This is a genomic window from Devosia sp., from assembly GCF_036406155.1.
Taxonomy (GTDB): domain Bacteria; phylum Pseudomonadota; class Alphaproteobacteria; order Rhizobiales; family Devosiaceae; genus Devosia_A.
This window is the reverse complement of record NZ_DASWVV010000182.1, coordinates 1-22,376: the sequence shown is the minus strand read 5'-3', so window position 1 is coordinate 22,376 and position 22,376 is coordinate 1. Positions and strand designations below refer to the sequence as shown.

General features: G+C 68.6%; 23 protein-coding genes. 15 read left to right on the top strand and 8 right to left on the bottom strand.

Annotated elements, in window-relative coordinates; all coding sequences use genetic code 11:
• Positions 1-104: 104 nt before the first annotated feature.
• Positions 105-896, top strand: coding sequence for an alpha/beta fold hydrolase (locus VGD93_RS12110; RefSeq protein ID WP_395012379.1), 792 nt, complete (start codon positions 105-107; stop codon positions 894-896).
• Positions 897-953: 57 nt separating this feature from the next.
• Here the strand turns inward: VGD93_RS12110 and VGD93_RS12105 are convergent, their stop codons facing one another.
• Both VGD93_RS12105 and VGD93_RS12100 read right to left on the bottom strand, forming a co-directional pair.
• Positions 954-1,634, bottom strand: coding sequence for a class I SAM-dependent methyltransferase (locus VGD93_RS12105; RefSeq protein WP_395012378.1), 681 nt, complete (start codon positions 1,632-1,634; stop codon positions 954-956).
• A gap of 284 nt (positions 1,635-1,918) precedes the next feature.
• The gene (locus tag VGD93_RS12100; RefSeq protein ID WP_395012377.1) at positions 1,919-3,442 is read right to left on the bottom strand and encodes a winged helix-turn-helix domain-containing tetratricopeptide repeat protein; all 1,524 of its coding nucleotides are present in this window, start codon (positions 3,440-3,442) and stop codon (positions 1,919-1,921) included.
• A 123-nt stretch (positions 3,443-3,565) separates the two neighbouring features.
• On the opposite strand from VGD93_RS12100, the gene VGD93_RS12095 reads away from it, so the two are divergent.
• From VGD93_RS12095 to upp, 5 genes are all read left to right on the top strand, one after another.
• A complete protein-coding gene (locus tag VGD93_RS12095; protein WP_395012375.1) occupies positions 3,566-3,748 on the top strand; it encodes a hypothetical protein in 183 nt (60 codons plus the stop codon).
• Between the two features lie 11 nt (positions 3,749-3,759).
• Positions 3,760-4,470: a gamma-glutamylcyclotransferase gene (locus VGD93_RS12090; RefSeq protein WP_395012373.1), complete on the top strand. Its 711-nt coding sequence runs from the start codon at positions 3,760-3,762 to the stop codon at positions 4,468-4,470.
• Between the two features lie 295 nt (positions 4,471-4,765).
• Entirely contained in the window at positions 4,766-6,085 is a 1,320-nt protein-coding gene (gene deoA / locus VGD93_RS12085) for a thymidine phosphorylase (RefSeq protein ID WP_395012371.1), read from the top strand.
• The gene (locus tag VGD93_RS12080) at positions 6,085-7,302 is read left to right on the top strand and encodes a phosphopentomutase (protein ID WP_395012369.1); all 1,218 of its coding nucleotides are present in this window, start codon (positions 6,085-6,087) and stop codon (positions 7,300-7,302) included. The genes deoA and VGD93_RS12080 overlap by 1 nt, the downstream gene beginning before the upstream one ends.
• 15 nt (positions 7,303-7,317) lie before the next feature.
• Entirely contained in the window at positions 7,318-7,947 is a 630-nt protein-coding gene (gene upp / locus VGD93_RS12075) for a uracil phosphoribosyltransferase (RefSeq protein WP_395012368.1), read from the top strand.
• A 1-nt stretch (position 7,948) separates the two neighbouring features.
• Here upp and VGD93_RS12070 read toward each other — a convergent pair whose 3' ends face one another.
• From VGD93_RS12070 to VGD93_RS12055, 4 genes are all read right to left on the bottom strand, one after another.
• Positions 7,949-8,563, bottom strand: a complete 615-nt coding sequence (locus tag VGD93_RS12070) for an HAD family hydrolase (RefSeq protein WP_395012366.1) — start codon at positions 8,561-8,563, stop codon at positions 7,949-7,951.
• Positions 8,564-8,614: 51 nt separating this feature from the next.
• Positions 8,615-9,142, bottom strand: coding sequence for a TadE/TadG family type IV pilus assembly protein (locus VGD93_RS12065; RefSeq protein WP_395012364.1), 528 nt, complete (start codon positions 9,140-9,142; stop codon positions 8,615-8,617).
• A 67-nt stretch (positions 9,143-9,209) separates the two neighbouring features.
• Positions 9,210-9,785: a TadE/TadG family type IV pilus assembly protein gene (locus VGD93_RS12060; RefSeq protein WP_395012362.1), complete on the bottom strand. Its 576-nt coding sequence runs from the start codon at positions 9,783-9,785 to the stop codon at positions 9,210-9,212.
• A gap of 142 nt (positions 9,786-9,927) precedes the next feature.
• Positions 9,928-10,389, bottom strand: coding sequence for a pilus assembly protein N-terminal domain-containing protein (locus VGD93_RS12055; RefSeq protein WP_395012360.1), 462 nt, complete (start codon positions 10,387-10,389; stop codon positions 9,928-9,930).
• A 336-nt stretch (positions 10,390-10,725) separates the two neighbouring features.
• Between VGD93_RS12055 and VGD93_RS12050 the strand changes: the two genes are divergently transcribed.
• The 8 genes from VGD93_RS12050 (at position 10,726) to VGD93_RS12015 (ending at position 18,889) form a co-directional block, all read left to right on the top strand.
• On the top strand, positions 10,726-10,917 hold the full coding sequence (locus VGD93_RS12050; protein WP_395012390.1) for a Flp family type IVb pilin: 192 nt from the start codon (positions 10,726-10,728) through the stop codon (positions 10,915-10,917).
• Between the two features lie 144 nt (positions 10,918-11,061).
• The gene (locus VGD93_RS12045) at positions 11,062-11,565 is read left to right on the top strand and encodes an A24 family peptidase (protein WP_395012358.1); all 504 of its coding nucleotides are present in this window, start codon (positions 11,062-11,064) and stop codon (positions 11,563-11,565) included.
• A gap of 130 nt (positions 11,566-11,695) precedes the next feature.
• Positions 11,696-12,628 (top strand): Flp pilus assembly protein CpaB, encoded by a 933-nt coding sequence (cpaB, locus tag VGD93_RS12040; protein WP_395012356.1) that lies wholly within the window; start codon positions 11,696-11,698, stop codon positions 12,626-12,628.
• Positions 12,629-12,635: 7 nt separating this feature from the next.
• The gene (locus tag VGD93_RS12035) at positions 12,636-14,117 is read left to right on the top strand and encodes a type II and III secretion system protein family protein (RefSeq protein WP_395012355.1); all 1,482 of its coding nucleotides are present in this window, start codon (positions 12,636-12,638) and stop codon (positions 14,115-14,117) included.
• A gap of 12 nt (positions 14,118-14,129) precedes the next feature.
• Positions 14,130-15,401: an AAA family ATPase gene (locus tag VGD93_RS12030; RefSeq protein ID WP_395012353.1), complete on the top strand. Its 1,272-nt coding sequence runs from the start codon at positions 14,130-14,132 to the stop codon at positions 15,399-15,401.
• A gap of 3 nt (positions 15,402-15,404) precedes the next feature.
• Positions 15,405-16,892 carry a CpaF family protein gene (locus VGD93_RS12025; protein ID WP_395012351.1) on the top strand — a complete coding sequence of 496 codons (1,488 nt, stop codon included), beginning with the start codon at positions 15,405-15,407 and terminating at the stop codon, positions 16,890-16,892.
• An 8-nt stretch (positions 16,893-16,900) separates the two neighbouring features.
• Positions 16,901-17,878 carry a type II secretion system F family protein gene (locus tag VGD93_RS12020; RefSeq protein ID WP_395012349.1) on the top strand — a complete coding sequence of 326 codons (978 nt, stop codon included), beginning with the start codon at positions 16,901-16,903 and terminating at the stop codon, positions 17,876-17,878.
• Positions 17,879-17,887: 9 nt separating this feature from the next.
• The gene (locus VGD93_RS12015) at positions 17,888-18,889 is read left to right on the top strand and encodes a type II secretion system F family protein (RefSeq protein WP_395012347.1); all 1,002 of its coding nucleotides are present in this window, start codon (positions 17,888-17,890) and stop codon (positions 18,887-18,889) included.
• 22 nt (positions 18,890-18,911) lie between these two features.
• On the opposite strand, the gene VGD93_RS12010 is transcribed toward VGD93_RS12015, so the two are convergent.
• Positions 18,912-19,691: a tetratricopeptide repeat protein gene (locus VGD93_RS12010; RefSeq protein WP_395012346.1), complete on the bottom strand. Its 780-nt coding sequence runs from the start codon at positions 19,689-19,691 to the stop codon at positions 18,912-18,914.
• 171 nt (positions 19,692-19,862) lie between these two features.
• Between VGD93_RS12010 and VGD93_RS12005 the strand changes: the two genes are divergently transcribed.
• Entirely contained in the window at positions 19,863-21,221 is a 1,359-nt protein-coding gene (locus VGD93_RS12005; RefSeq protein WP_395012344.1) for a leucyl aminopeptidase family protein, read from the top strand.
• Here the strand turns inward: VGD93_RS12005 and VGD93_RS12000 are convergent.
• Positions 21,215-22,159: a 2-hydroxyacid dehydrogenase gene (locus VGD93_RS12000; protein WP_395012342.1), complete on the bottom strand. Its 945-nt coding sequence runs from the start codon at positions 22,157-22,159 to the stop codon at positions 21,215-21,217. The two genes, VGD93_RS12005 and VGD93_RS12000, sit on opposite strands and share 7 nt — an antisense overlap.
• Positions 22,160-22,376: the final 217 nt, after the last annotated feature.

Here is a 22,376-nt window from a genome sequence, read left to right as displayed (position 1 = left end):
CAGGAGGAGCGATCATGCCGAGGCGCACCCTCATGACCCTCGCCTTTGTCGCTGCGGCCCTGGTCGCCGCGCCCGTGATCGCCCAAGCCGCAGGAGAGAGGCCCATGAGCACCTTGAGCAGCACGGGCAAGGTCCCGGTCGGCGGCGCCGAAATCTACTACGAGATCCACGGCGATGGCCCGCCGCTGGTGCTGCTGCATGGTGGCGTCGACCCGTCCCAAACCTTCGGCGCCCCGCTCGCCGCGATGGCCAGGACCCACCAGGTGATCGCCATCCACCTGCGCGGCCACGGCTTCAGCACGGACAGCGACGCGCCCTGGTCCGCCGAGGCGATGGCCGACGACGTCGCCGCCGTGCTCCGCCAGCTCGGCATCGGCAGGGCGCGCGTCATGGGCTATTCGCTCGGCGCCGGCGTCGCGCTGCAGGTCGCGATGCGGCACCCGGAGCTGGTCGAGAAGCTGGTGTCCGTCTCCGTGGCCTTCAGCACCGACGGCGACTATCCCGAGGGCCGGCAGGCCTTCGCCGAGATGCCGGCCATGGCCGCCGAAATCGGCAAGCAGATCGCGGCCTCGCCGCTCGGCGAGCTCTACCCGGACGTCGACTGGGAGCGGCTGATGCGCAAGACCGGCGAGATGAACCAGCCCGAGCGCGACTGGTCCGAGGGCATCAGGGCCATCACGGCCCCGACCCTGCTGGTCTTCGCCGACGCCGACGCGATCCGGCCCGAGCACATGGTCGCATTCTGGAAGCTGCTCGGCGGCGGCCAGCGCGACGCCGGGCTCGACGGCTCGCAGCGCCCCTTGAGCCAGCTCGCCATCCTTCCCGGCACGACGCATTACAGCCTGATCCAGTCGCCGCTGCTCACCGAGGTCGCGACGGCCTTCCTCATGCAGTAGCGCTCCCCGCGCCGGCGGGGGGGGGGGGGGCGTCGGTGGCGCGCGCACGACAGAAAGTCAGTCGCTGCCGGCTTGGGCGACCCAGCCCCGGAAGCTCAGTCCGGCGTAGAACAGGCTCACGCCCTCGAAGCCGGCCTGCCGCAGCATCCCCTCCTCCTCGTCGGGTGAAAGGATCGTCAGCCGCGTGCCGATCGCCTCACGGGCACCTGCCAGCGCGGCGGGGTCGGTACCGGGGGCAGCGCCCCAGGCGGCGTGGCGGGCGATCCATCGCGAGCGCTCCGGCTCCTGCTGGGGAAAGCTGATATGCATGATGACCAGCGGCGCGCCCGGTTTGAGCCGGCGGTGCAGTTCTCTCAAGGTGGCGGCGCGCTCTTCGCGCGCGATGAAGTGGAAGACCAGCAGGCTGGTCGCCCCATCGAACGGCCCCTCTGGCGCATCGACGATCCGGCCCTGGTGCAGGGCCACGCGATCGAGGCAAGGGCCCACCGTCGCCCTCGCCAGATCGAGCATGTCGGCCGAGGGATCCACCCCCTCGAAGCTCCAGCCCGGATGCGCCTCCGCCAAGGCCTTGAGTTCCATGCCGCCGCCCGCACCAAGCACCAGTACGCGTCCGTCCGCCGGGACGCGCTCGGCCAGCAGCATCTCGACCATGCGGTGCAGGCTCTCGAACCCCGGCACCTGGCGCGGCGGGCCGTCGAGATAGGACTGGTTGTGCACGGGTGCAGGGGCGGCACGCATCGAGCTTTCCTCTTCATGCGGGTGGCAGCGCCGGCAGGCTCGCGGTCCCTGCCGGCCAGGCGCCGCGGCCGCTTCGCTTCGCTGGCCTTGCAGCAGGATGTACATCAAAGGCGGCGCCATAACGAGCACGCACCCGCATGGCTTGCCCGGCCCGAGCGAACGCCGCCGCGGCCGCCCCGTACAACGCGATGGCCCAGGGCAACGCCGCCGCCACTCCCGCGCTGATGCGAGAGGGGGTCGCAAGATCGCCTTGCCCGATTCGTCAGGGTGATCGCCGGGCATGATCAGACCGGCAGTCCGGCCTTCCGTGCTCCGCCGAGGACCAGCTCGATCTGGCTTGGCTGGACCGCGGTCCGGTTGAGCCGATCTTCCATGACGTATTCCGGATTGATCGCCATCAGCTCGGCCCAGACCTGCCGCGCCTCCTCGAACCTGCCGAGATGACCGAGGGCGGCGGCAAGGTACCCACGCGAGGCATCGGTGTCGGGCATCAGGAGGATGCGCTCGCGGAACAATGCTGCGGCCGTCTCGTAGCGGCCGCCGTAGAAATAAGCCCTGCCGAGAAACTGGAGACACAGCAGGGTCCTGCCCAGCGACGGGTCAAGCCGCATGCAGCGCTCGAAGTGGGGGATCGCCTCAAGCGGCACCTCATTGGCGAGGCAAAGGTGGCCCTGCAGGTCGCTGGCAATCAACGCATCCGGATTGAGTGCGATGACGATCGCCGCCTCCTTGCGAAATCGCTCGAAATCGCGGGCCAGCATGGCCGTGAGGGCCACGACGAAGTGACCGAAGGCGTGGTTGGGCTCCAGCTCGATCATCCTGGTCCCCAGGCGCTGCGCCTCCACGAGGGCGCGACCGGGGTCGTCGCTCCAGTGGTTCAGGTAGTCGAGGTGGTGTGCGATCGCGAGTTCGCCCAATGCGTCCACGTAGGATGGATCGCGCGCGATGGCGCGCCGGAGCAGGTCGGTCACGCGCCTGTACACTTCGAGGTTCTGGGTCGGCCCGTTGAGGAGCGCGCGGCCGCGCATCAACAGATCCAGCGCCTCGATGTCATTGGTTCCGCCGTCGGTTGCGCTTGCCGTCTGCGCCGGTGTCAGCTTGAGCTTGAGGGCATCGACGATCCGTCCGGTCACTTCGTCCTGGATGGCAAAGACGTCGGCCAGCTCGCGGTCGAAGCTTTCGGCCCAGACGTGGGCGCCGCTCTCGCTATCGGCCAGCTGCGCGCTCATGCGCAAGCGGTTGCCGCCACGTCGCACGCTGCCCGACAGCACATAGCGCACATCGAGGTCGCTGCCGACCTTGCGCACGTCGACGTCGCTTCCCCGGTAGGCAAAGCTCGAATTGCGTGCAATCACCAGCAGTCCGGGCAGCTTGCCGAGGGCGATGATGATCTCCTCCGCGAGGCCATCGGCGAAGAAGGCCTGCTCGGGATCACTGCTGAGGTTGACGAAGGGGAGCACCGCGATCGAGGCCCGTTCGCCGCCGGATGGCGAGGGCATCGCCGGTGACGCGAACCGGTAGCCGACGCGCGGCACGGTGACGATCCACTCGCCTCCCGTGGGCGACGGCCCGAGCGCCTTGCGCAGGGCAGCGACCTGAACCGACAGGTTGCTTTCCTCGATCGCGGCGCCTCCCCAGGCCGCGTCCATCAGCTCGGTCTTGGTGAGGACCTCGCCCGGGCGCTTGAACAAGCTGCTCAGCAAAGCGACGCCCCGGTGGCCGATCGGCAGCGGCTCGCCGTTCTTCGTGGCCAGCTTTGCGACCACGTCGACTGCAAACGGCCCACAGATGATCCGCTGGTCCGACATTTGCCCCGCTTGGAACGGCTTCGGAACTATTCGGCGCGATTTCAGGAAGGTTTCAATACTCCAGCCAGCCTCCAGGCGACACTCCTCCTGTCGATCCGAATGGAACCAGGGGAGACCGGACATATGTACTTCTATCACGAGCATTACCACGACGCCGACGACGCCGCTCTGGAAGAAGCGACGTCCCGGGATCCGCGCGACGACGGCCGGGCCTGCGAGTATATCCGGAGTCCGGGCATCCTGCATTGGCTGGTCATGGGCGTCGCCCTTTGCGTCCTCCTTGCTGCCATCCACGGCCTGGGCTGAGGGGGCGGAAGATGACGCAACGCGATCGGAAGATGCGGTTGACGGAGGCGCACGTCGCTCTGCTGCCCGCCAGGATTGACGATCCGGGCCCGATGCGGCTCGACGACGACGGGCCGCGGGCAGACGGCGACTATTCTGCAACCGCGGCAGCCCTGATCGATGCGCTTCCCGCAGGCGGAGAAATGTGGCTCTTCGCCTTCGGCTCGCTGATCTGGAACAAGCGCTTCACCTACGACGAGGAGCGCCCGGGCATGGTGCGCGGCTGGCATCGCGACTTCTGTCTCGGCCCTGACACCCGCTTCCGCGGGAACCCCGAGGCGCCCGGATATACGCTTTCCCTTGATCGAGGGGGGCAATGCAAGGGCATGGTCTACCGGCTCCCCCGCGAAAATCTCGCCGCCAATATCGAGGGCCTGCTGCGCAAGGAGCCGCCCTTTCCGCCCCGGTGGCTGAATGTCACCACCTCGTTGGGAACGGTCCGGGCCTTCGCGTTCACTCACCCGGGAAAGAGCACGGAATACGCGGGTCATCTCTCCGACGAGGCGGTTGCGGACGCCCTCTACAGGGCCGTGGGGATGATCGGCTCGATGGCGCAGTACGTCTACCTGACCGTGTTGCACCTCGAGCAGCTGGGCCTCTGCGACGACCGGATGTGGCGGATGCAGGAAATGATTGCCGAACGGATCGAGCTCGCCTTCCCCGGCAAGTTACCCGCCCGATGAGCTGGGCGGGAAGGGGGCGGCCCATGCACGAAGGGCGTCGCCTCGTCCCGAGGGTAAGCCGCGATCGCGCCTTGCCCCCGCCGCCTCTCCTTCGCTTGGGTGGCCCGGCCGAGAGGCCGGGACGGGTGGGGGCGCATGGCAGTTGGCCTGGCGAAGCTGCGAAGTCAGCGCTTCGCCGCGCGACCAGCGCGCGGCTTCTCCAGCGGCGCTTCGGCCCATCAGCGCCCTTCTCCCCCTTGCCCCGTCCCCCCGTCCTCTGCTTCACTGCGACTTTGGTCGTAGCCACAGAATCTCAATGACGTTCCTCCCCCAGGAGATCATCGCCAAAAAGCGCGACGGCGCGGCGCTTGCCGACGCGGAGATCGCCGCCTTCATCGCCGGGCTCGGCGACGGCAGCGTGTCGCACGCCCAGGCCGCCGCCTTCGCCATGGCCGTCTTTTTCCGCGACATGACGCTCTCCGAACGCGTCGCGCTGACCGCGGCGATGCGCGATTCGGGCGCCGTGCTCGACTGGGCCGACCTGCCCGGCCCCGTCCTCGACAAGCACTCGACCGGCGGGGTGGGCGACAACGTCTCGCTGATGCTGGCGCCGATCCTCGCCGCCTGCGGCGCGTTCGTCCCCATGATCTCGGGGCGCGGGCTCGGCCATACCGGCGGCACGCTCGACAAGTTCGACTCCATCCCCGGCTACGCCACGGCGCCCGACAACGCCCTGTTCCGCCGCGTCGTGCGCGAGGCCGGCTGCGCCGTCATCGGCCAGACGGCGGACCTCGCTCCCGCCGACAAGACGCTCTACGCCATCCGCGACGTCACCGGCACGGTGGAATCGATCCCGCTCATCACCGCCTCGATCCTCTCCAAGAAGCTTGCCGCCGGGCTGTCGGCGCTGGTGCTCGACGTCAAGTCCGGCTCGGGCGCCTTCATGCCGACCTTCGCGCGCGCCCGTGAACTGGCTGAAAGCCTGGTCGCGGTGGCCAACGGGGCGGGCCTCAGGACCGGGGCGCTGATCACCGACATGAACGAGCCGCTCGCCTCGGCCGCCGGCAACGCGGTCGAAATGCGCAACGCCGTCGATTTCCTCGCCGGCCGCCACCAGGACGCACGGCTGCGCGAGGTGACGCTGGCGCTTGGCGCCGCGGCGCTCGAACTCGGCGGCTTTGCCGGCGACGCGCGGCAAGCGGTCGAGCGGGCGCTGGCCTCGGGGGCGGCGCTCGAGCGCTTCGCGAAGATGGTGGCGCTGCTCGGCGGTCCCGCCGATTTCGTCGAGGCCATGGATCGCCACCTGCCCGCCGCGCCCGTCTTGCGCGACGTCATGGCGCCGACCGCGGGCGTGGTCAGCGCCATCGACACCCGCGCCCTCGGCATGGCGGTGGTGGCGCTGGGCGGCGGGCGCACGCAGCCGGGCGATGCCATCGACCATGCGGTGGGATTCAGCAACCTTGCCGGGCTCGGGGCGAAGGTTGACGTGCATGCGCCGCTGTTTACCGTTCATGCGCGCGACGAAAGCATGGCAGAAGAGGCGATCCGGCGCGCGCTCGCCGCCTACAGCATCGGCGAACAGGCCGCGCGCCACCCGCTCGTCGCCGCCCGGATCGATCCCCCACAGGAGCCCTGATGCCCCGCGCAATCCTTTGTATTCTCGACAGTTTCGGCATCGGCGGCGCCCCCGACGCGGGCCAGTACGGCGATGCCGGGGCCAACACGCTCGGGCACATCGCCGTGGCCTGCGCCGAAGGGCGCGGCGATCGGGACGGCCTGCGCAAGGGCTTGCTTGCGCTGCCGAACATGGACGCGCTCGGCCTCGGCGCGGCGGCGAAACTGTCGACCGGGGAACTGCCGCCGGGCCTCTCCGACCAGCCGCGCGGCGGCCGCTACGGCGTCGGCCGCGAGGTGTCGAAGGGCAAGGACACCCCCTCCGGCCACTGGGAGATCACCGGCGTGCCGGTGCCCTTCGAGTGGGGCTATTTCCCCCCCGAGGTGCCCGCCTTTCCCGCTGATCTCATTGAGAAATTCGTCGCCGAGGCGGGCCTGCCGGGGATCCTCGGCAACAAGCACGCCTCCGGCACCACCGTCATCGCCGAACTGGGCGAGGAGTCGATCCGCACCGGCAAGCCGATCTGCTACACCTCCGCCGATTCGGTGTTCCAGATCGCCGCGCACGAGACGCATTTCGGGCTCGAGCGGCTCTACGAGATCTGCGAGGTCGCCTTCCGGCTGACGGCGCCGCTCAATATCGGCCGCGTCATCGCCCGCCCGTTCGTGGGCGAAAGTTCCAGCGATTTCAAGCGCACCGGCAACCGCCGCGACTTCGCCATCCCGCCGCCGGAGCCGACCCTGCTCGACCGCGCCAAGGACGCCGGCCGCCAGGTCTTCGCCATCGGCAAGATCTCCGACATCTTCGCCGGGCACGGGGTCACGCACAAGCTCAAGGCCACCGGCAACATGGCGCTGTTCGACCGCACGCTCGAGGTGCTGGAGATGGCGGCGGACGGCGCCTTCATCATGGTCAACTTCGTCGATTTCGACCAGGAATACGGCCATCGCCGCGACGTCCCCGGCTATGCCAACGCCCTCGAGGAACTCGACCGCCGGCTCCCCGAACTGATCGCCAGGCTGCATCCGGATGACCTGCTCGTCCTCACCGCCGACCACGGCAACGACCCCACCTGGCACGGCACCGACCACACCCGCGAGCAGGTCCCCATCCTGCTGTTTTCCCCAGGCCTGTCGGCGGGCAGTGTTGGCATTCGCCAGACCTTTGCGGATATAGGGGAGAGCATTGCCCACTGGCTCGGCCTGGCGCCGGGCCGCCACGGGCGCAGCTTCCTCTAGTTTCGCGGGCCTCCCATGCGCAATGTCACCGTCGTCGACCATCCGCTGATCCAGCACAAGCTCACCATCATGCGGGACAAGGAGACCTCGATCGCCGGTTTCCGCGTGCTGTTGCGCGAGATCGCGCACCTGTTGTGCTACGAGGTGACGCGCGACCTCGAGCTCGAGCTGGTGCCGATCGAAACCCCGCTGGCGCACATGGAGGCGCCCACCATCAAGGGCAAGAAGCTGGTCTTCGCCTCGATCCTGAGGGCCGGCAACGGCCTGCTCGACGGCATGCTCGACCTCGTACCGGCGGCGCGCGTCGCCCATATCGGCATCTACCGCGACCACGAGACGCTGCAGCCGGTGGAGTACTATTTCAAGGCGCCGTCCGAGCTCGAGAACCGGCTCATCATCGTCGTCGACCCAATGCTGGCGACGGCCAATTCGGCCATCGCCGCCATCGACCGGCTGAAGCGACGCGGCGCCAACAACCTGCGCTTCCTGTGCCTGTTGGCGGCGCCCGAGGGGATCGAGAAGTTCACCGGGGCGCACCCGGACGTGCCGGTGTTCACCGCCGCCATCGACAGCCATCTCAACGAGAAGGGCTACATCGTGCCCGGGCTCGGGGACGCCGGCGACCGCATGTACGGGACGAAATAGCCTATTTCAGCGGCAGGCCGAAGCCCTTGAGCTCCTGGCGCAACGCCTCGGGCGAGGTGAAGTGGATCGCCTCCATGCCGAAATGCCGGGCCGCGGCGACGTTGAGCGGGCTGTCGTCGATGAAGACGCAGCTCTCGGGCGCAAGCCCGTAGCGGTCGCAGAACAGCCAGAAGATGCGGGGATCGGGCTTGACCAGCTTCTCGAGGCCGGAGACGACGACGCCGTCGAACTTCTCGAGGAACGGCCACTCGCCCAGGCACGTCACCCACTTCTCCCAGCTGAAATTGGTGATGGCGAAGGTCGGCACCTCGGCCGCGATCAGCTCGTCGTGGAGGGCGATGGTGCCGTCGATGAAGCCGTTGAACGTCTCCTTCCAGCGCAGGTCATAGGCCTGGATCTCGCGCCAGTAGCGCGGAAAGCGCGTGATCAGCTTGGCCACGCCCTCGGCATAGATGTCGCCGGCGTCGAACTCGAGGTTCCAGTCCTTGGTGCAGATGGTGTCGTGGAACCACTGCGCTTCCTCTTCCGTCGCGAACAACTTGCGGAACAGGTACATCGGGTTCCAGTCGACGAACACGCCGCCCAGGTCGAAGACGGGCACGAGGGTTTCGGTCATGGTGGATTCCGGCAGGGGGAGCGGGCGGATCGGCTATCGCATTTCTGCCGGTCAGGGGCAAGCGTCGCTGCCGGCGGCATCGATGCATTTGCCGAAGCGCGGCAGGAAGTAGCTGACATGGTTTAGGCTCAGGGGATCGCTGAAGGCCAGCCCCAGCACCGGCTTGTAGCCGAGGGTGGTCTCGGCGGCGATGAACTGGCCGCCCGCCCGGGCCAGCTGGTTCATCTGCGTCGCCGCATCCAGCGGGTACGCCTCCCCCGCCTGCCGCGCCGCCGCGCCGCCGCTGGCCTTGCTCCACAGCACCGTGGTGGCGCCCGCCGCATCCACCGTGACGAAGCTCACCACCTGCTGGATGCCGGTGGCATCGTAGGGCACCATGATCGCTTCGGCGGCGCCGAAATAATCGTCGAGGACGGCTTGCGGGATTTCCCCGACATCGGGGTTCCATTGTGCGACCAGGTCGCCGACGGTGCTGGCGGCGAGGGTGACGCGCCGGTCGACCGTGAACAGCGAGCTTGCCTCGATCGAGCCCAGATACAGCATCAGCAGCACCGGCATGATGAGGGCGAACTCGACCACTGCGCTGCCGCCCTGGGCCTGCCAGAACGAGGCTGCACCCCGCCGGGCGCGCGGCCAAAACGACGGGCTAGGGCTCATTGCGGAACACGCGGACCGCCGAGAGCAGCCGCGTCCCGTCCGGCAGGTTGGCAAAATCGAAACCCGGCAGGTTCACGATCGTGGGCCACTTGTAATAGGCTTCGACGAGCAGCACGCTCGAGGCCTGGCCCGCGTTGTAGGCTTCGGCCAGCGCCCAGTCGCACGCGCTCTTGTCTTCGTTGCACGCCATCGGCGCCGTCGGCAGGGCGTCGGAGAAGGCCGTGACCTCGCTCACCTTGATCCTGAGCTTGTCGGTGTCGGCGCAATCGAACAGCCCGTACAGGCGCTGGCAGATGGCGGCGCGGAAGTCGGCCGCGGTCTCCCCCGCGCTCTGGGCTTCCCGCGTGCGCAGGCGCCGGCTGGCGTCGTTCACCGCGCTGTCCAGGATTTGGCCGGCGAAGAACACCATCGACGTCTCGACGATGGCGAAGATGATGGTGAAGAAGGGCAGGGCCAGCAGACCGAACTCGACCGCGGTGGCGCCCGCCTCGTCGCGCGCAAGGCCGTGCCCCCGGCCGATCAGCGGGGACAGCAGGCGGCGGAACCATGAGGGCGGGCGAGACACGGGGCAGACCGTCGATCCTTGGTGACCGCCGCCGACCCTAGGTGGTGCCGGCCTAACCGAAGGTTAGCGATGCCACGACAAGTGCACGCTCCGGCACGGCGTGGTTAACGGAGTGCTGCGCCGCGACTCCGGCGGCACGCGCCTAGCGCGCCGCCCGCTCGACCAGGTCGGCGCCGGCGATCGATTGCGACAGGAAACCCGGGTCGTCGCCGAGCATGATCGTCGGCTGGCAGACGGGCGAGCACACCAGCGTGGTGCGGGCCGCACCCATATAGACCGTGACCAGGCCGGCCTGCGCCTGGATCACCTCGATCAGCGTGTCGGCGATCGGCTCGCCGGCGGCATCGAGCACGATCATGTTGGTCTGGCCATAGCTCTTGCCGGTCAGCACTAGGGTCTGGGGGTCCTGGATGGTGACGTCGGCGACGCCGGGATTGCCGATGATCACCGTCGCGGCGGGGGCGTTGATCCTGAGAATCCGCGCCATGTTCACCTTGACGCTGATGGGGGCGCCCTCGACGGCCATGGCCGGCGTCGCCGCCGCAAGGCCGGTCGCGGCCAGTGCGGCGAGGAGGAGAAGTCGGCTCTGGCGCAGCGGCGTCATGGTGGGAACCCGGGATACTGGCACTGGTGAACCAAGTCTTGCCCGGATTGGTGAAGATTTGGCAAACGCCGCCGGCGTGGCGCGGGCCCGCGGCGGCACGAATACTGCGGCCGGCCTCACGCCCGGCAACAGGCGACGCATAAACTGCGATCCAATTCTTCAACTCATTGTAAATGCTGTTTCAATTCGCGCCGATGCGGCGGCCCCAAGCAACGCCGATTAACGCAATTTCAAGACGTGGAACATAGCGTGGGGACGAGTTCGAACGACGTGTCGAACGGCGCTTGGGGGCGGCCTTTTGCTGCTTTCATCGGATGATTTGTGCAAGGGAGCCAGATTATGAATGTCATAGCTCGTTTCATGAAGGACGAGTCTGGTGCAACCGCGATTGAATACGGCCTGATCGCCGCACTCATCGCCGTCGGCATCATCACCGCCGCCACTCTGCTCGGCAACAGCATCTCCAACCTGTTCAATTCGATCAGCACCGAGATGGCGCCGGCTGCGGCTCCGGCGGCTGGTGGCTGATCGGGCAGCACCGGTTCACCCGGATCTGTTGGCAAAGGGGGCTCGCGGCCCCCTTTCGCATTTTGCGCTTTGTTAACCGCGCGCCGCCAAGACTGGTGCCTGGTGGTTCGGCAGGAAGGACCCGGCCTCGGCCGGTCGAAAGCTATGGTCGCAAGCGTGGCGTTGTTCCTTTTTCCGCTACTGATGGCGTTTGCGGCGGCGTCCGACCTCATCACCATGCGCATTTCCAACGGCCTGGTGCTGGCCCTCGTCGCGGCCTTTGCGCTCGCCGCGCTCGCCGCCGGCATGCCGCTGGCGACCGTGGGCCTGCATCTTGCCGCGGCGGCCGTGGTGCTGGGCGCCGCCTTCGCCATGTTCGCGCTCGGCTGGATCGGGGGCGGCGACGCCAAGCTGGCGGCGGCGACCGCCCTGTGGCTGGGCTTCCCATCCCTGGTCCCCTATCTCATCTACGGAGCCTTGCTCGGCGGGGCGCTGACGCTGCTGATCCTGCTGGCGCGCCGCTGGCCGCTGCCGGTGCCGCTCATGGGCGTGCGCTGGGTCGGGCACCTGCACGACGCCAGCACCGGCATTCCCTACGGCATAGCGCTCGCGGGCGCCGCGTTGCTGGTCTATCCGCAATCCGTCCTCTTCGCCCTGCTGGCGGCATGAGCAATAGAAACGCGTAATGATTGGTTAACCTTGGCTGCAAAGCATCGATTAACCAAACCTTGACCGTTTGTCGCAATAGTCGGGCCTTGGCGGGCGTTGGCGCTCGCGAGTAACCGGAGTTCTGGGGGCAATGAAACCGTCGCGCATCGTGCTCCTGCTGGTGGCAATACTTGCCGGCGGCCTGGCTGCCTATCTCGCCACGCGTGGCGACCGGCCGGTGCAGGTGGTGCAGGGCCCCCAGGTCGTGGTCGAGGAGGCCAAGGTGCGGGTGCTGGTGGCCGCCACGCCCATCGGCGTCGGCCAGCGCCTGTCGGGTGAGACGCTCGCCTGGCAGGACTGGCCAAGGGGCGCCGTGCGCGGCGAGTACGTCACCAGCGAAACCATGCCCGACGCGACGACGCAGCTGGCCGGTGCCGTCGCCCGCTTCGAGTTCTTTCCCGGCGAGCCCATCCGCGAGCAGAAGCTGGTGCGGGCCGACCAGGGCTATCTTTCCGCGGTACTGCCCAAGGGCATGCGCGGTGTCTCCATCGCCGTCACCGCTGCCTCCGCCTCCGGCGGCTTCATCGTGCCCAACGACCATGTCGACGTGGTCCTGACGCGACCCGGCAATGTCGGCCAGATCAGCGAAACCATCCTGCACAACGTCAAGGTCCTCGCCATCGGCGACCGGCTGGGCGAGGCCGGCACCACCGGCGGGCAGGGGAATGCCGACAATCCGCGCAGCGAGGTGTTCTCCAAGACCGCCATCGCCACGCTCGCGCTCGATCCCGGCCAGGCCGAGACGATCATCAACGCTTCCCGCGTCGGCGAATTGTCGCTGGCCCTGCGCTCGATCGCCGACTTTGCCGAGACGGCCGAAGCGGCCCGCCGCACCAGCAACCAGACCGTGCGCGTCATCCGCTACGGCCAGGAAGCCAGCGTCATGGCCGCGACCGGGGTCGGCAGCGAGCCTGCCGCCGCGATAAATCCCGCCAGCTATAGCGAACCGGCTGCGGACGGCGACGACACGGCGGCCCCCGCCGCCGACGCGCCGCCACCCGAGCCGCAGGTGGAGCGCCGGTGAGCCAGCCATGCGCGAGGACACAGTCATGTCGATGACCAACCAATCCCGCCCCGACCACGCGCTGGCGCGCCAGACGCTGCGCTTCGCCGTCCTCGCCGTGCTGCTCGGCCTGCTGTTCGGCCTTGCGCCCCTCGGGCTGGGCCCGACGCAGGGGGCCGAGACCTCGCACCTGCGCATCGGCAAGCATGCCTACGGCGCCACCTATCCGGTCGAACTCGGCATCAACAAGTCCCTGATCGTCGACCTGCCGACCAATGTCGGCGAGGTCATCGTCTCGCAGCCGCAGGTGGCGGCGGCGGTCATGCGCTCCAGGGACCGGGCCATCATCCAGGGCGTCGGTGCCGGCGACACCAACATCTTCTTCCTCGACGCCTCGGGCGGCACCGTCGCGGTGCTCGATATCGAGGTGTTCCAGCCCCGCTCCGAGGTCGGCAGCTCGCTCGAGGCGTCCCTGGCGCGCATCATTCCCGGCTCCCGCATCAAGGTCGAATCCGTCACCCTGGGCGGCCAGACCAACCGCATCGTGCTGTCGGGGACGGTCAATTCGCAGGACGACGCGCAGCGCGCCGTCGCCATCGCCACCCAGTTCGCGGGCTCGCCTGACAACGTTGCCAGCGTCATCGACGTGGCCGGCGCCCAGCAGGTCATGCTGCAGGTGACGGTCGCCGAGGTGAACCGCGAGGCGATCAAGCAGCTGGGCATCAACCTGAGCGGCACCACGACGCTGGGCGCGCTGACGCTCGGGGTGAACAACAATCCGACACTGGGGGGCGCCTCCAACGTCATCACCGGCAGCGGCGGCAGCGCCGGCCTGGCCATGCCGGGCTTCTCGCTGACCGCCATGCTGCGGGCGCTCGAGCGTCGCAGCGCCCTGCGCACCCTGGCCGAGCCCAATCTCACCGCCATGTCCGGCCAGGAGGCCGAATTCCTCGCCGGCGGCGAGTTTCCCGTCCCCACCGAGGTCAGCGACGGCCAGGTCACCTATTCCTTCAAGGAATTCGGCGTCCGCCTCAAGTTCACCCCGACCGTGAAGTCGAGCGGCACCATCGGGCTCGTCGTCGATACCAGGGTTTCCGAGCCGACGACCGAGGGCGGCTTCGCCATCGGCGGCGTCACCATCCCCGCCACCAAGGACCGCCAGGCGCGCACCTCGGTCGAGCTGGCGGCGGGCCAGACCCTGGCCATTGCCGGGCTGCTGCAGGACAGCGTCCGCCAGCAGATCAACAAGCTTCCGGGCCTGGGCGACATCCCGATCCTGGGGGCGCTGTTCCGCTCCCGCGACTTCATCCACTCGCAGACCGAACTGGTGATCCTGGTCACGCCGCGGCTGGCCGTCCCCGGCACGCCGCCCGACCTGCCGACCGACGGCATGGTCATCGCCAGCGACGCCGAGGCGATTTTCCTCGGCCATATGGAAAAGATGTACGGCGTCGGGCCGCACGGCATGCGCGGCGGCTACGACGGTTCGGTCGGCTTTGTTCTCGATTGATGTGAGAGTGCCATGAGTTTGTTCTCCAAAGACGGATCGGCGGACGCGGCGCTGGCGGGCGAGGTGCTGGCCGGCGCCCGCCTCGTGCCGCGCATCACCATCCAGGCCTTCTGCGAGCTCTCCCAGACGGCACAGCTGGTCGAGTCGGCCATGCACGACCGGCGCATGTCCAAGGTGGCGCTCACCACCCATAATGGCGGGCTCGAGGGCGCCATCGAGACCTACAAGTCCAATCCCACGCCCAACCTCATCCTGGTCGAGACGTCGCTGCCGCCCGAGCAGATTCCGGGCGCGCTCGAGCGGCTGGCCGAGGTCTGCGACGCCACCACCCGGCTGATCCTGCTCGGCCATATCAACGATGTCGTGCTCTACCGCGAGCTGATCCGCTCGGGCGTCTCCGAGTACATCGTGCTGCCGGCAACGGCCCAGGTGATCGTGCAGGCCATTACCGAGCTGTTCGCTGCCGAGGGCGCCGAGCCGATCGGGCGGACCATCGGCTTCATCTCCGCCAAGGGCGGCGCCGGCGCCTCGACCGTCGCCCACAACGTCGCCTGGGCCATCTCCCAGCACGTGCGCCAGGACGTGCTCATTCTCGACATGGACCTGCCGTTCGGCACGGCGGGGCTCAACTACAACCAGGACCCCCCGCACGGCCTCGCCGACGCGCTCAACGCCGCGCAGATGGACCAGGTCATGCTCGACCGCCTGATGTCCAAGGCCGCCAGCCACGTCAACATGCTGACCGCCCCGGTGGTGCTCGACCGCGTCTTCGATTTCGAGGAGCGCGACTTCGAGAACATCATCGAGCTGGCGCAGCGCAGCACCCCGCTCGTGGTCCTCGACATCCCGCACGCCTGGACCGGCTGGATCCGGCACACGCTGGCGACCGTCGACGAGATCGTCATCGTCGCCGAGCCCGATCTCGCCAATCTGCGCAATGCCAAGAACCTCTCCGACACGCTGAAGTCGCTGCGGCCCACCGAAGCCGAACCGCTGCTGGTGATGAACCGCGTCGGCGTGCCCAAGCGGCCCGAAATCAGCCCCAACGAGTTCGCCGCCTCGGTCGAATGCAAGCTGCTCGGCCAGATCGGCTTCGACGCGGCCACGTTCGGTACCGCCGCCAATAACGGGCAGATGCTCGCCGAGGTCGCGGCCAACCACCGCAGCAACGAGGTCTACCATCTCATCGGCATGCACGTGACCGGGCGCAACACGCCGGAGCGGGCGGCGAGCCGGGCGCCGGCCCTCAGGCTGCCCCCCTTCCTCACCCGCAAGCGGGCCTAGGCCGTGTTCGGCAAGCGCACCAGCTTCGGCGGCAATACGCCGGGCGCGCAGGAGGCCCCGCGGCCGCAGCCGAGCGCGCCGATCCCGGCGCGCCGTACCGAACTGGCGACGCGCCAGCTCGACACCAGCGTCGGCCGGCCGCAGCCCAGCGACGTCATCGACGTGCGCAACCCCGAGGCAGGGGCGCGCGACAAGGAGTACTTCCAGACCAAGTCGGCGATCTTCAACGCGCTGATCGATTCCATCGACCTGAGTCAGCTCGCCACCATGGAGCAGGAGGCGGCGCGCGAGGAAATTCGCGACATCGTCGCCGAGATCATCGCCCTCAAGTCGATCGTCATGTCCATTTCCGAGCAGGAGGACCTGCTCGAGGACATCTGCAACGACGTGCTCGGCTATGGCCCGCTCGAGCCGCTGCTGGCGCGCGACGACATTGCCGACATCATGGTGAACGGCAGCCAGAAGTGCTACATCGAGGTCGGCGGCAAGGTGAAGCTCACCAATGTGCGCTTCCGCGACGACGCGCACCTGATGAACGTATGCCAGCGCATCGTCTCCCAGGTCGGCCGCCGCGTCGACGAGAGCTCGCCGATCTGCGACGCCCGCCTGCCCGACGGCAGCCGCGTCAACGTCATCGCCCCGCCGCTGGCCATCGACGGTGCCGCGCTCACCATCCGCAAGTTCAAGAAGGACAAGCTGACGCTGGCGCAGCTGGTCAAGTACGGCTCGATCTCGCCGGAGGGCGCCGAGGTGCTGCGCATCCTCGGCCGCGTGCGCGCCAACATCCTGATTTCCGGCGGCACCGGCTCGGGCAAGACGACGCTGCTCAACTGCCTCACCGGCTTCATCGAGAAGGACGAGCGCGTCATCACCTGCGAGGATTCGGCCGAACTGCAGCTGCAGCAGCCGCATGTCGTGCGCCTCGAAACCCGCCCGCCCAACCTCGAGGGCGAAGGCGAGATCACCATGCGCGACCTCGTCAAGAACTGCCTGCGCATGCGCCCCGAGCGCATCATCGTCGGCGAGGTGCGCGGCCCCGAGGCCTTCGATCTCCTGCAGGCCATGAACACCGGCCACGACGGCTCCATGGGCACGCTGCACGCCAACTCGCCGCGCGAGGCGCTGAGCCGCCTCGAATCGATGATCACCATGGGCGGCTATTCCCTGCCCAGCCGCACCATCCGCGAAATGATCGTCTCCTCCATCGACGTCGTGGTGCAGGCGGCGCGCCTGCGCGACGGCTCGCGCCGCATCACCCACATCTCCGAGGTGCTGGGCATGGAGGGCGACGTCATCGTCACCCAGGACATCTTCCTGTACGACATCATCGGCGAGACCGTCGACGGCACGCTGATCGGCCGCCACCGCTCCACCGGCATCACCAAGCCGCAGTTCACCGAGCGCGCCCGCTACTTCAACGAGGAGGCCAACCTCGTCGAGGCGCTCGAGAAATCGAACATCGAGCAGCACGAACTGCTCAAGTCCAGCTAGGTGCCCCCATGTCCCCGCTGATCCTTGCATTGCTGGCCGCCATCTGCGTAGGCGCCGCCGGTTTCGCCCTCGCCCCCTCGCTGCTCGGCGCCAGCCGCGCCGGCAAGCGCATCAAGGCGCTGCAGGGCGACATCCAGGCCAACCGTGCCGCCACCAGCGCCGCGCGGACCCGCGAGCAGCGCCGCAGGAACATCCAGGATGCGCTCAAGAGCCAGAGCGAGCAGTACGACAAGCGCAAGAAGCGCGTGCCGCTGCAGGACCAGATCTTCCAGGCCGGGCTGAAGACCAAGCGCCTCGATTTCATCCGCAACCAGGTGATCGTCGGGGCCGTCGTGTTCGGCCTGTGCGTGGTGCTGCAGGTGCCGGTGCTGTTCGCGGCGGTGTTCGGCGTGGCCGGCGGGTACCTGTTGCCCAGGATGTACCTTGCCCGCCGCCGCAAGCGCTACCAGGACCGTTTCCTCGACGAACTTCCCAACGCCGTCGAGGCCATCGTGCGCGGCGTCAAGTCCGGCCTGCCCCTCAACGACTCCATGCGGGTCGTGGCCAAGGAGGTCAAGGAGCCGGTGAAATCGGAGTTCCAGCGCGTGCTCGACCAGCAGGCCGTGGGCAAGTCCATGACCGAGGCCGTCGCCGTGCTGCTCGATCGCGTGCCGCTGCCGGAGGTGAACTTCTTCGTCGTCGTCATCACCGTGCAGCAGCAGGCGGGCGGCAATCTGTCCGAGGCGCTGGGCAACCTCGCGCGCGTCCTGCGCAATCGCAAGAAGATGAAGCAGAAGGTCAAGGCGATGTCGTCGGAAGCCAAGGCCTCCGCCGTCATCATCGGCGCGCTGCCCTTCCTCGTCGCGGTCCTCGTGTCGATGACGACGCCGGCCTACCTGCTGCCGCTGGTGCAGAGCCCGATCGGCCTGTTCTGGCTGGGCGTCGCCGCCGTGCTGATGAGCACCGGCATCTTCGTCATGAACCGCATGGTGCAGTTCGATTTCTAGGGGGCGGCGATGGAGCAGCTCGTCGACACCGTCACCGACACCGGCTTCCTGATCGCGGTCTTCGCCGCCATCTCGGCGGCGGCGGTGGTGTTCAGCGTCGGGGCCAGCTTCCTCAGCGGAGGCACGACGGTCAAGCAGCGCATCAAGCGCGTCGCCCTCGAGCGCGAGAAGATGCGCGCCGAGGAGATGGCGCGGCTGCGGGGCAACAACGCCGAGCAGCGCAGCAGCATGCGCCAGGCGATGAGCCGCAGCTACATGCGCAACGTGGTCGAGAAGTTCTCGCTGCAGAAGGCATTTGCCGACGAGGGCACGATCGAGGCGCTGGCGCGGGCTGGCTATCGCGGGCAGGGGCCGCTGACGACCTACCTGTTCCTGCGCTTCGCCACGCCGATCGCGCTGTTCTTCGTGGCCTTCGGCTACCTCAGCCTGACCGTTTTCGCCGGCAAGCCGCTCTACCTCAACGCGCTCTATGCGCTGATGATCGGCCTCGTCGGGGCATACCTGCCGGTCCTCGTGCTCAAGAACAAGACGCTGAAGCGCCAGGCCTCGGTGCGCCGGGCCTGGCCCGACACGCTCGACCTCATGCTGCTCTGCGTCGAATCCGGCATGTCGGTGGAGAACGCCTTTCGCCGCGTCGCCCGGGAGATCGGCGCCCAGAGCCCGGAACTCGCCGAAGAACTGACGCTCACCAACGCCGAACTGGCCTTTCTCGAGGATCGCACCCGGGCCTACGACAATCTGGGCAAGCGCACCGGGCTCGACAACGTCAAGTCGGTGATGACCGCCCTGATCCAGGCCGACCGCTACGGTACGTCGGTCGGCCAGGCGCTGCGCGTCATGGCCGAGGAGGGGCGCGAGCAGCGCATGATGGAGGCCGAGAAGAAGGCCGCCTCGCTGCCCCCCAAGCTGACGGTGCCGCTGATCATCTTCTTCCTGCCGGTGCTGTTCATCGTGATCATCTCGCCCGCCATCATCCGCATCTTCGCCAATGGCGGGCTGGGTGGCGGCTGAGGCAAGTCCGTAGCGGCTGCGGCTAGCCCTTGGCGCCCTTGATCAGTTCCCAGCGGTTCTGCTGGGTCAGCAGCGCGCGGATATAGGAGAGGTTGGCTTCGACCTGATCCTCGGGCAGTTCCGCCGCGAACAGCAGGCGGCATTCCTCGAAGCGGCCCTGCAGCCCGACCACCAGTGCCAGGTTCTGCCGGATCTTGCTGGTGGCGCCGCGCATCCCCGCGGCCCGGCGCAGATGGGCCTCGGCTTCGGCCAACTCGTTGGTCATGGCATAGGAGAGCCCGAGATTGGCGTATAGCGACGCCTCCTCGGGCGCCATCAGCAGCGCCTGCCGGTACAGCCCGCGCGCCTCCTCGTTGCGACCGGTCTGGTCGAGGATGGCGCCCTTGACCGACAGCGCGTTCCAGTCCGGGATGGCCGGATCGATGGCGGACTCGATGACGTTGAGCGCCTGCCCGAAACGCCCGCCCGCCGACAGCGCCTTGGCATAGGCGATGCGGATGTCGACGTCGTCGCGGTGCGCGCCCAGCGCCCCCTCGAGCGCGGCGATGGCCTGCTCCGCCTGGCCGGCGGCTCGCAATGCCGCGGCGTAGCGGATCACCGTTGCCTTGTCCCGGGGGTTTGCCCTGAAGCGCGCCGCCAGCTCGCCCAGCGTCACCTGCGCTTCCCCCGCGCTCTGGGCGGAATAGTCGGGCGAACGCGGGCTGGTGCGGTTGCTGGCGCAGGCCGAGAGCGTGAGGACGGCGACGCCGGCGAGCAGCAGCGCCGGCAGGGCTCGGGCGGTCGAAGGGAAAAGGCGCGGCAACGGCGGTGCTCAGGGTTCCGAGGCGGCCGCGATGCAGCCGCAGCCGTGGCCCGAGCAATAGATCATTAACCCTAACGCGCGGTTAAGGCGCGCCGGGCCGGTTGCCGCGCCCGCCGCGGCGGCGTAGATGCTTGGGCCGATCGCTCCATTCCGTTTCGGACAGCAACCATCATGGCCAAGCCCAGAACCCTTCCCCTCACCTGCATCGGGGAGGGCACCGATCCCGGCGGGCTGCTGCCGGCAGCGCACGCCAAATGGGCGGCCGCCAACGCCTTTGCCGGCCAGCGCGGACGGCTGCTGGCGCTGCCGGAGGCGAACGGCGGCATCGCCGGCTATGTGTTCGGCCTGGGGCCGGCCGAGGACCGGCCGAAACTGGTCCTCGGGCTGGCCGCGGCCGCCCTCGAGCCTGGCAGCTACCGGCTCGAGGGGGACTTTGGCGATCCTTCCCTCGCGGCGCTGGGCTTCCGCCTCGGCGCCTATCGCTACGATCGCTATCGCAAGGGCAAGGAGGCCCCCGCCCTCGTCGATCCGCCGGACGCCGACGCCGCCGAGGTGCAGCGGCTCGTCGACGCCGCCTTTCTCGCCCGCGACCTCGTCAACACGCCGGCCAACGATCTGGGGCCGGCCGCCTTCGAGCGGCAGATCCGCGATTTCGCGGCGCGCCACAAGATGCGGGTGACGGCCATCGTCGGCGACGACCTGCTGGCGCAGGACTTCCCGATGATCCACGCCGTGGGGCGCGCCGCGGCCGAGGCGCCGCGGCTCATCGACCTGAGCTGGGGGAAGGCCTCCGACCCGAAGGTCACCCTGGTCGGCAAGGGCGTGACGTTCGACACGGGCGGGCTCGACATCAAGCCGGCATCATCCATGCTGCTGATGAAGAAGGACATGGGCGGCGCCGCCAACGTCCTGGGGCTCGCCCATGCCATCATGGATGCGAAGCTCAAGGTGCGCCTGCGCGTCCTCATCCCGATCGTCGAGAACGCCATCTCGGCCGCCGCCTTCCGGCCCGGCGACGTACTGCCCTCCCGCGCGGGAATGACGGTCGAGATCGGCAACACCGATGCCGAGGGGCGGCTGATCCTCGCCGACGCCCTGGCTCTGGCCGACGAAGAAAAGCCCGAACTCATCCTCGACATGGCCACCCTGACCGGCGCCGCCCGCGTCGCGCTCGGCCCGGACCTGCCGCCCCTCTACACCACCGACGACCGGCTTGCGGCGGACCTCGTGGCGGCGGGGGCTGCAATGGGCGACCCGCTGTGGCGCATGCCGCTGTGGGCCCCCTACGACAGCTACCTTTCCTCCAGGGTCGCCGACGTCAACCACATCTCGCACGGCGGGCACGCCGGCTCGATCACCGCCGCGCTGTTTCTCAAGCGCTTCGTCAGGAACGCGGGAGCCTGGGCGCATCTCGACATCTTCGCCTGGGCCCCGGAGGCGCAGCCGGGCCGGCCGTTCGGCGGCACCGACCAGGGCATCCGCGCCGCCTATGGCGTGCTCAGGCAGCGCTACGGCCGCAGCCCTCAATAGCCCCGGTTGACGTCGACGACGTTGGGGAGCGGCTTGCCGGCCTCGTGGTCGAGGATGACCCGCGCAAAATAGGCCACGCCGGTCTTTTCGCTGGAGGCGGCGGCGATATGCGGGGTGATGAAGCAGTTCGGCAGGGCCCAGAGCGGGCTGTCCTCGGGCAGCGGCTCCTTTTCGAAGACGTCGAGGCTTGCCGCCCTCAGCGTCCCGTCGGTCAGGGCCCGCACGATATCCGCCTCCTTCTGGTGCCCGCCGCGCGCGGGGTTGATCACCACGGGGCCGCCGTCGAGGCGGTCGCGGCGCAGCTTCGAGAAGGTGTCGTAGTTGAGGATGCCGGTTGTCTCCGGCGTCAGCGGCAGCAGGTTGACGAGGATGTCGGTGCCGGCGAGGAAGGCGTCGAACTGCGCGTCTCCGGCAAATGTTTCGACGCCGTCGACCGCCTTCGGGGTCCGGCTCCAGCCGCGCAGCTGGAAACCGAAGGCCCTGAGGTGCCGGATCGCGTCCTGCCCGAGCACGCCCAGGCCCATGATGCCGACCGCGATGTCCCAGGCGGCGGGTGGATACAGCTGCACCCAACGCCGCGCCGCCTGGTCTTCCTTGAAACGCATGAACAGCCGGTGGTGCATGAGCACGTGGGCGAGCACGTAGTCGCTCATGCGCTGCGTCAGGTCGGCATCGACGAAGCGGACGATCGGCCGGGCCGGTAGCCGGGGGTGCTGCAGCAGGGCGTCCACGCCGGCGCCGTAGGAGAGGATGGCCTTGAGGTTGGTCAGCCCGTCGAAGGCCTCGGGCGTGGGCTTCCAGACGAACACATAGTCGATGGCAGCGGCATCAAATGCCTCGGAGCGCAGCACCACCCTGTGCCCGGGCAGCGCCGCCGTGAAGCTGCGAGCCCAGCTGGCTTCGTCCACGTCGGCCAGGTGCAGCAGCAGCGTCGCCATGGTCCCCTCCTGAAAATGCAGGAGCCGCACCCCATGGGTGCGGCTCGGCCGAGCGCGTCGATCGGGCCGCCGCTACTGGGCGGGAGTCGGGGTTGCCGGCTGCTCGGCCGGGGCCTGGGTGGCCGCCGGCGCTTCGGTGATCGGCGTCCCCTCCACCGGCGTCTCGGTCGGCTCCGTGGTGGGGGTCTCGACAGCGTCGGCGCCGGTGGCGGGGGCC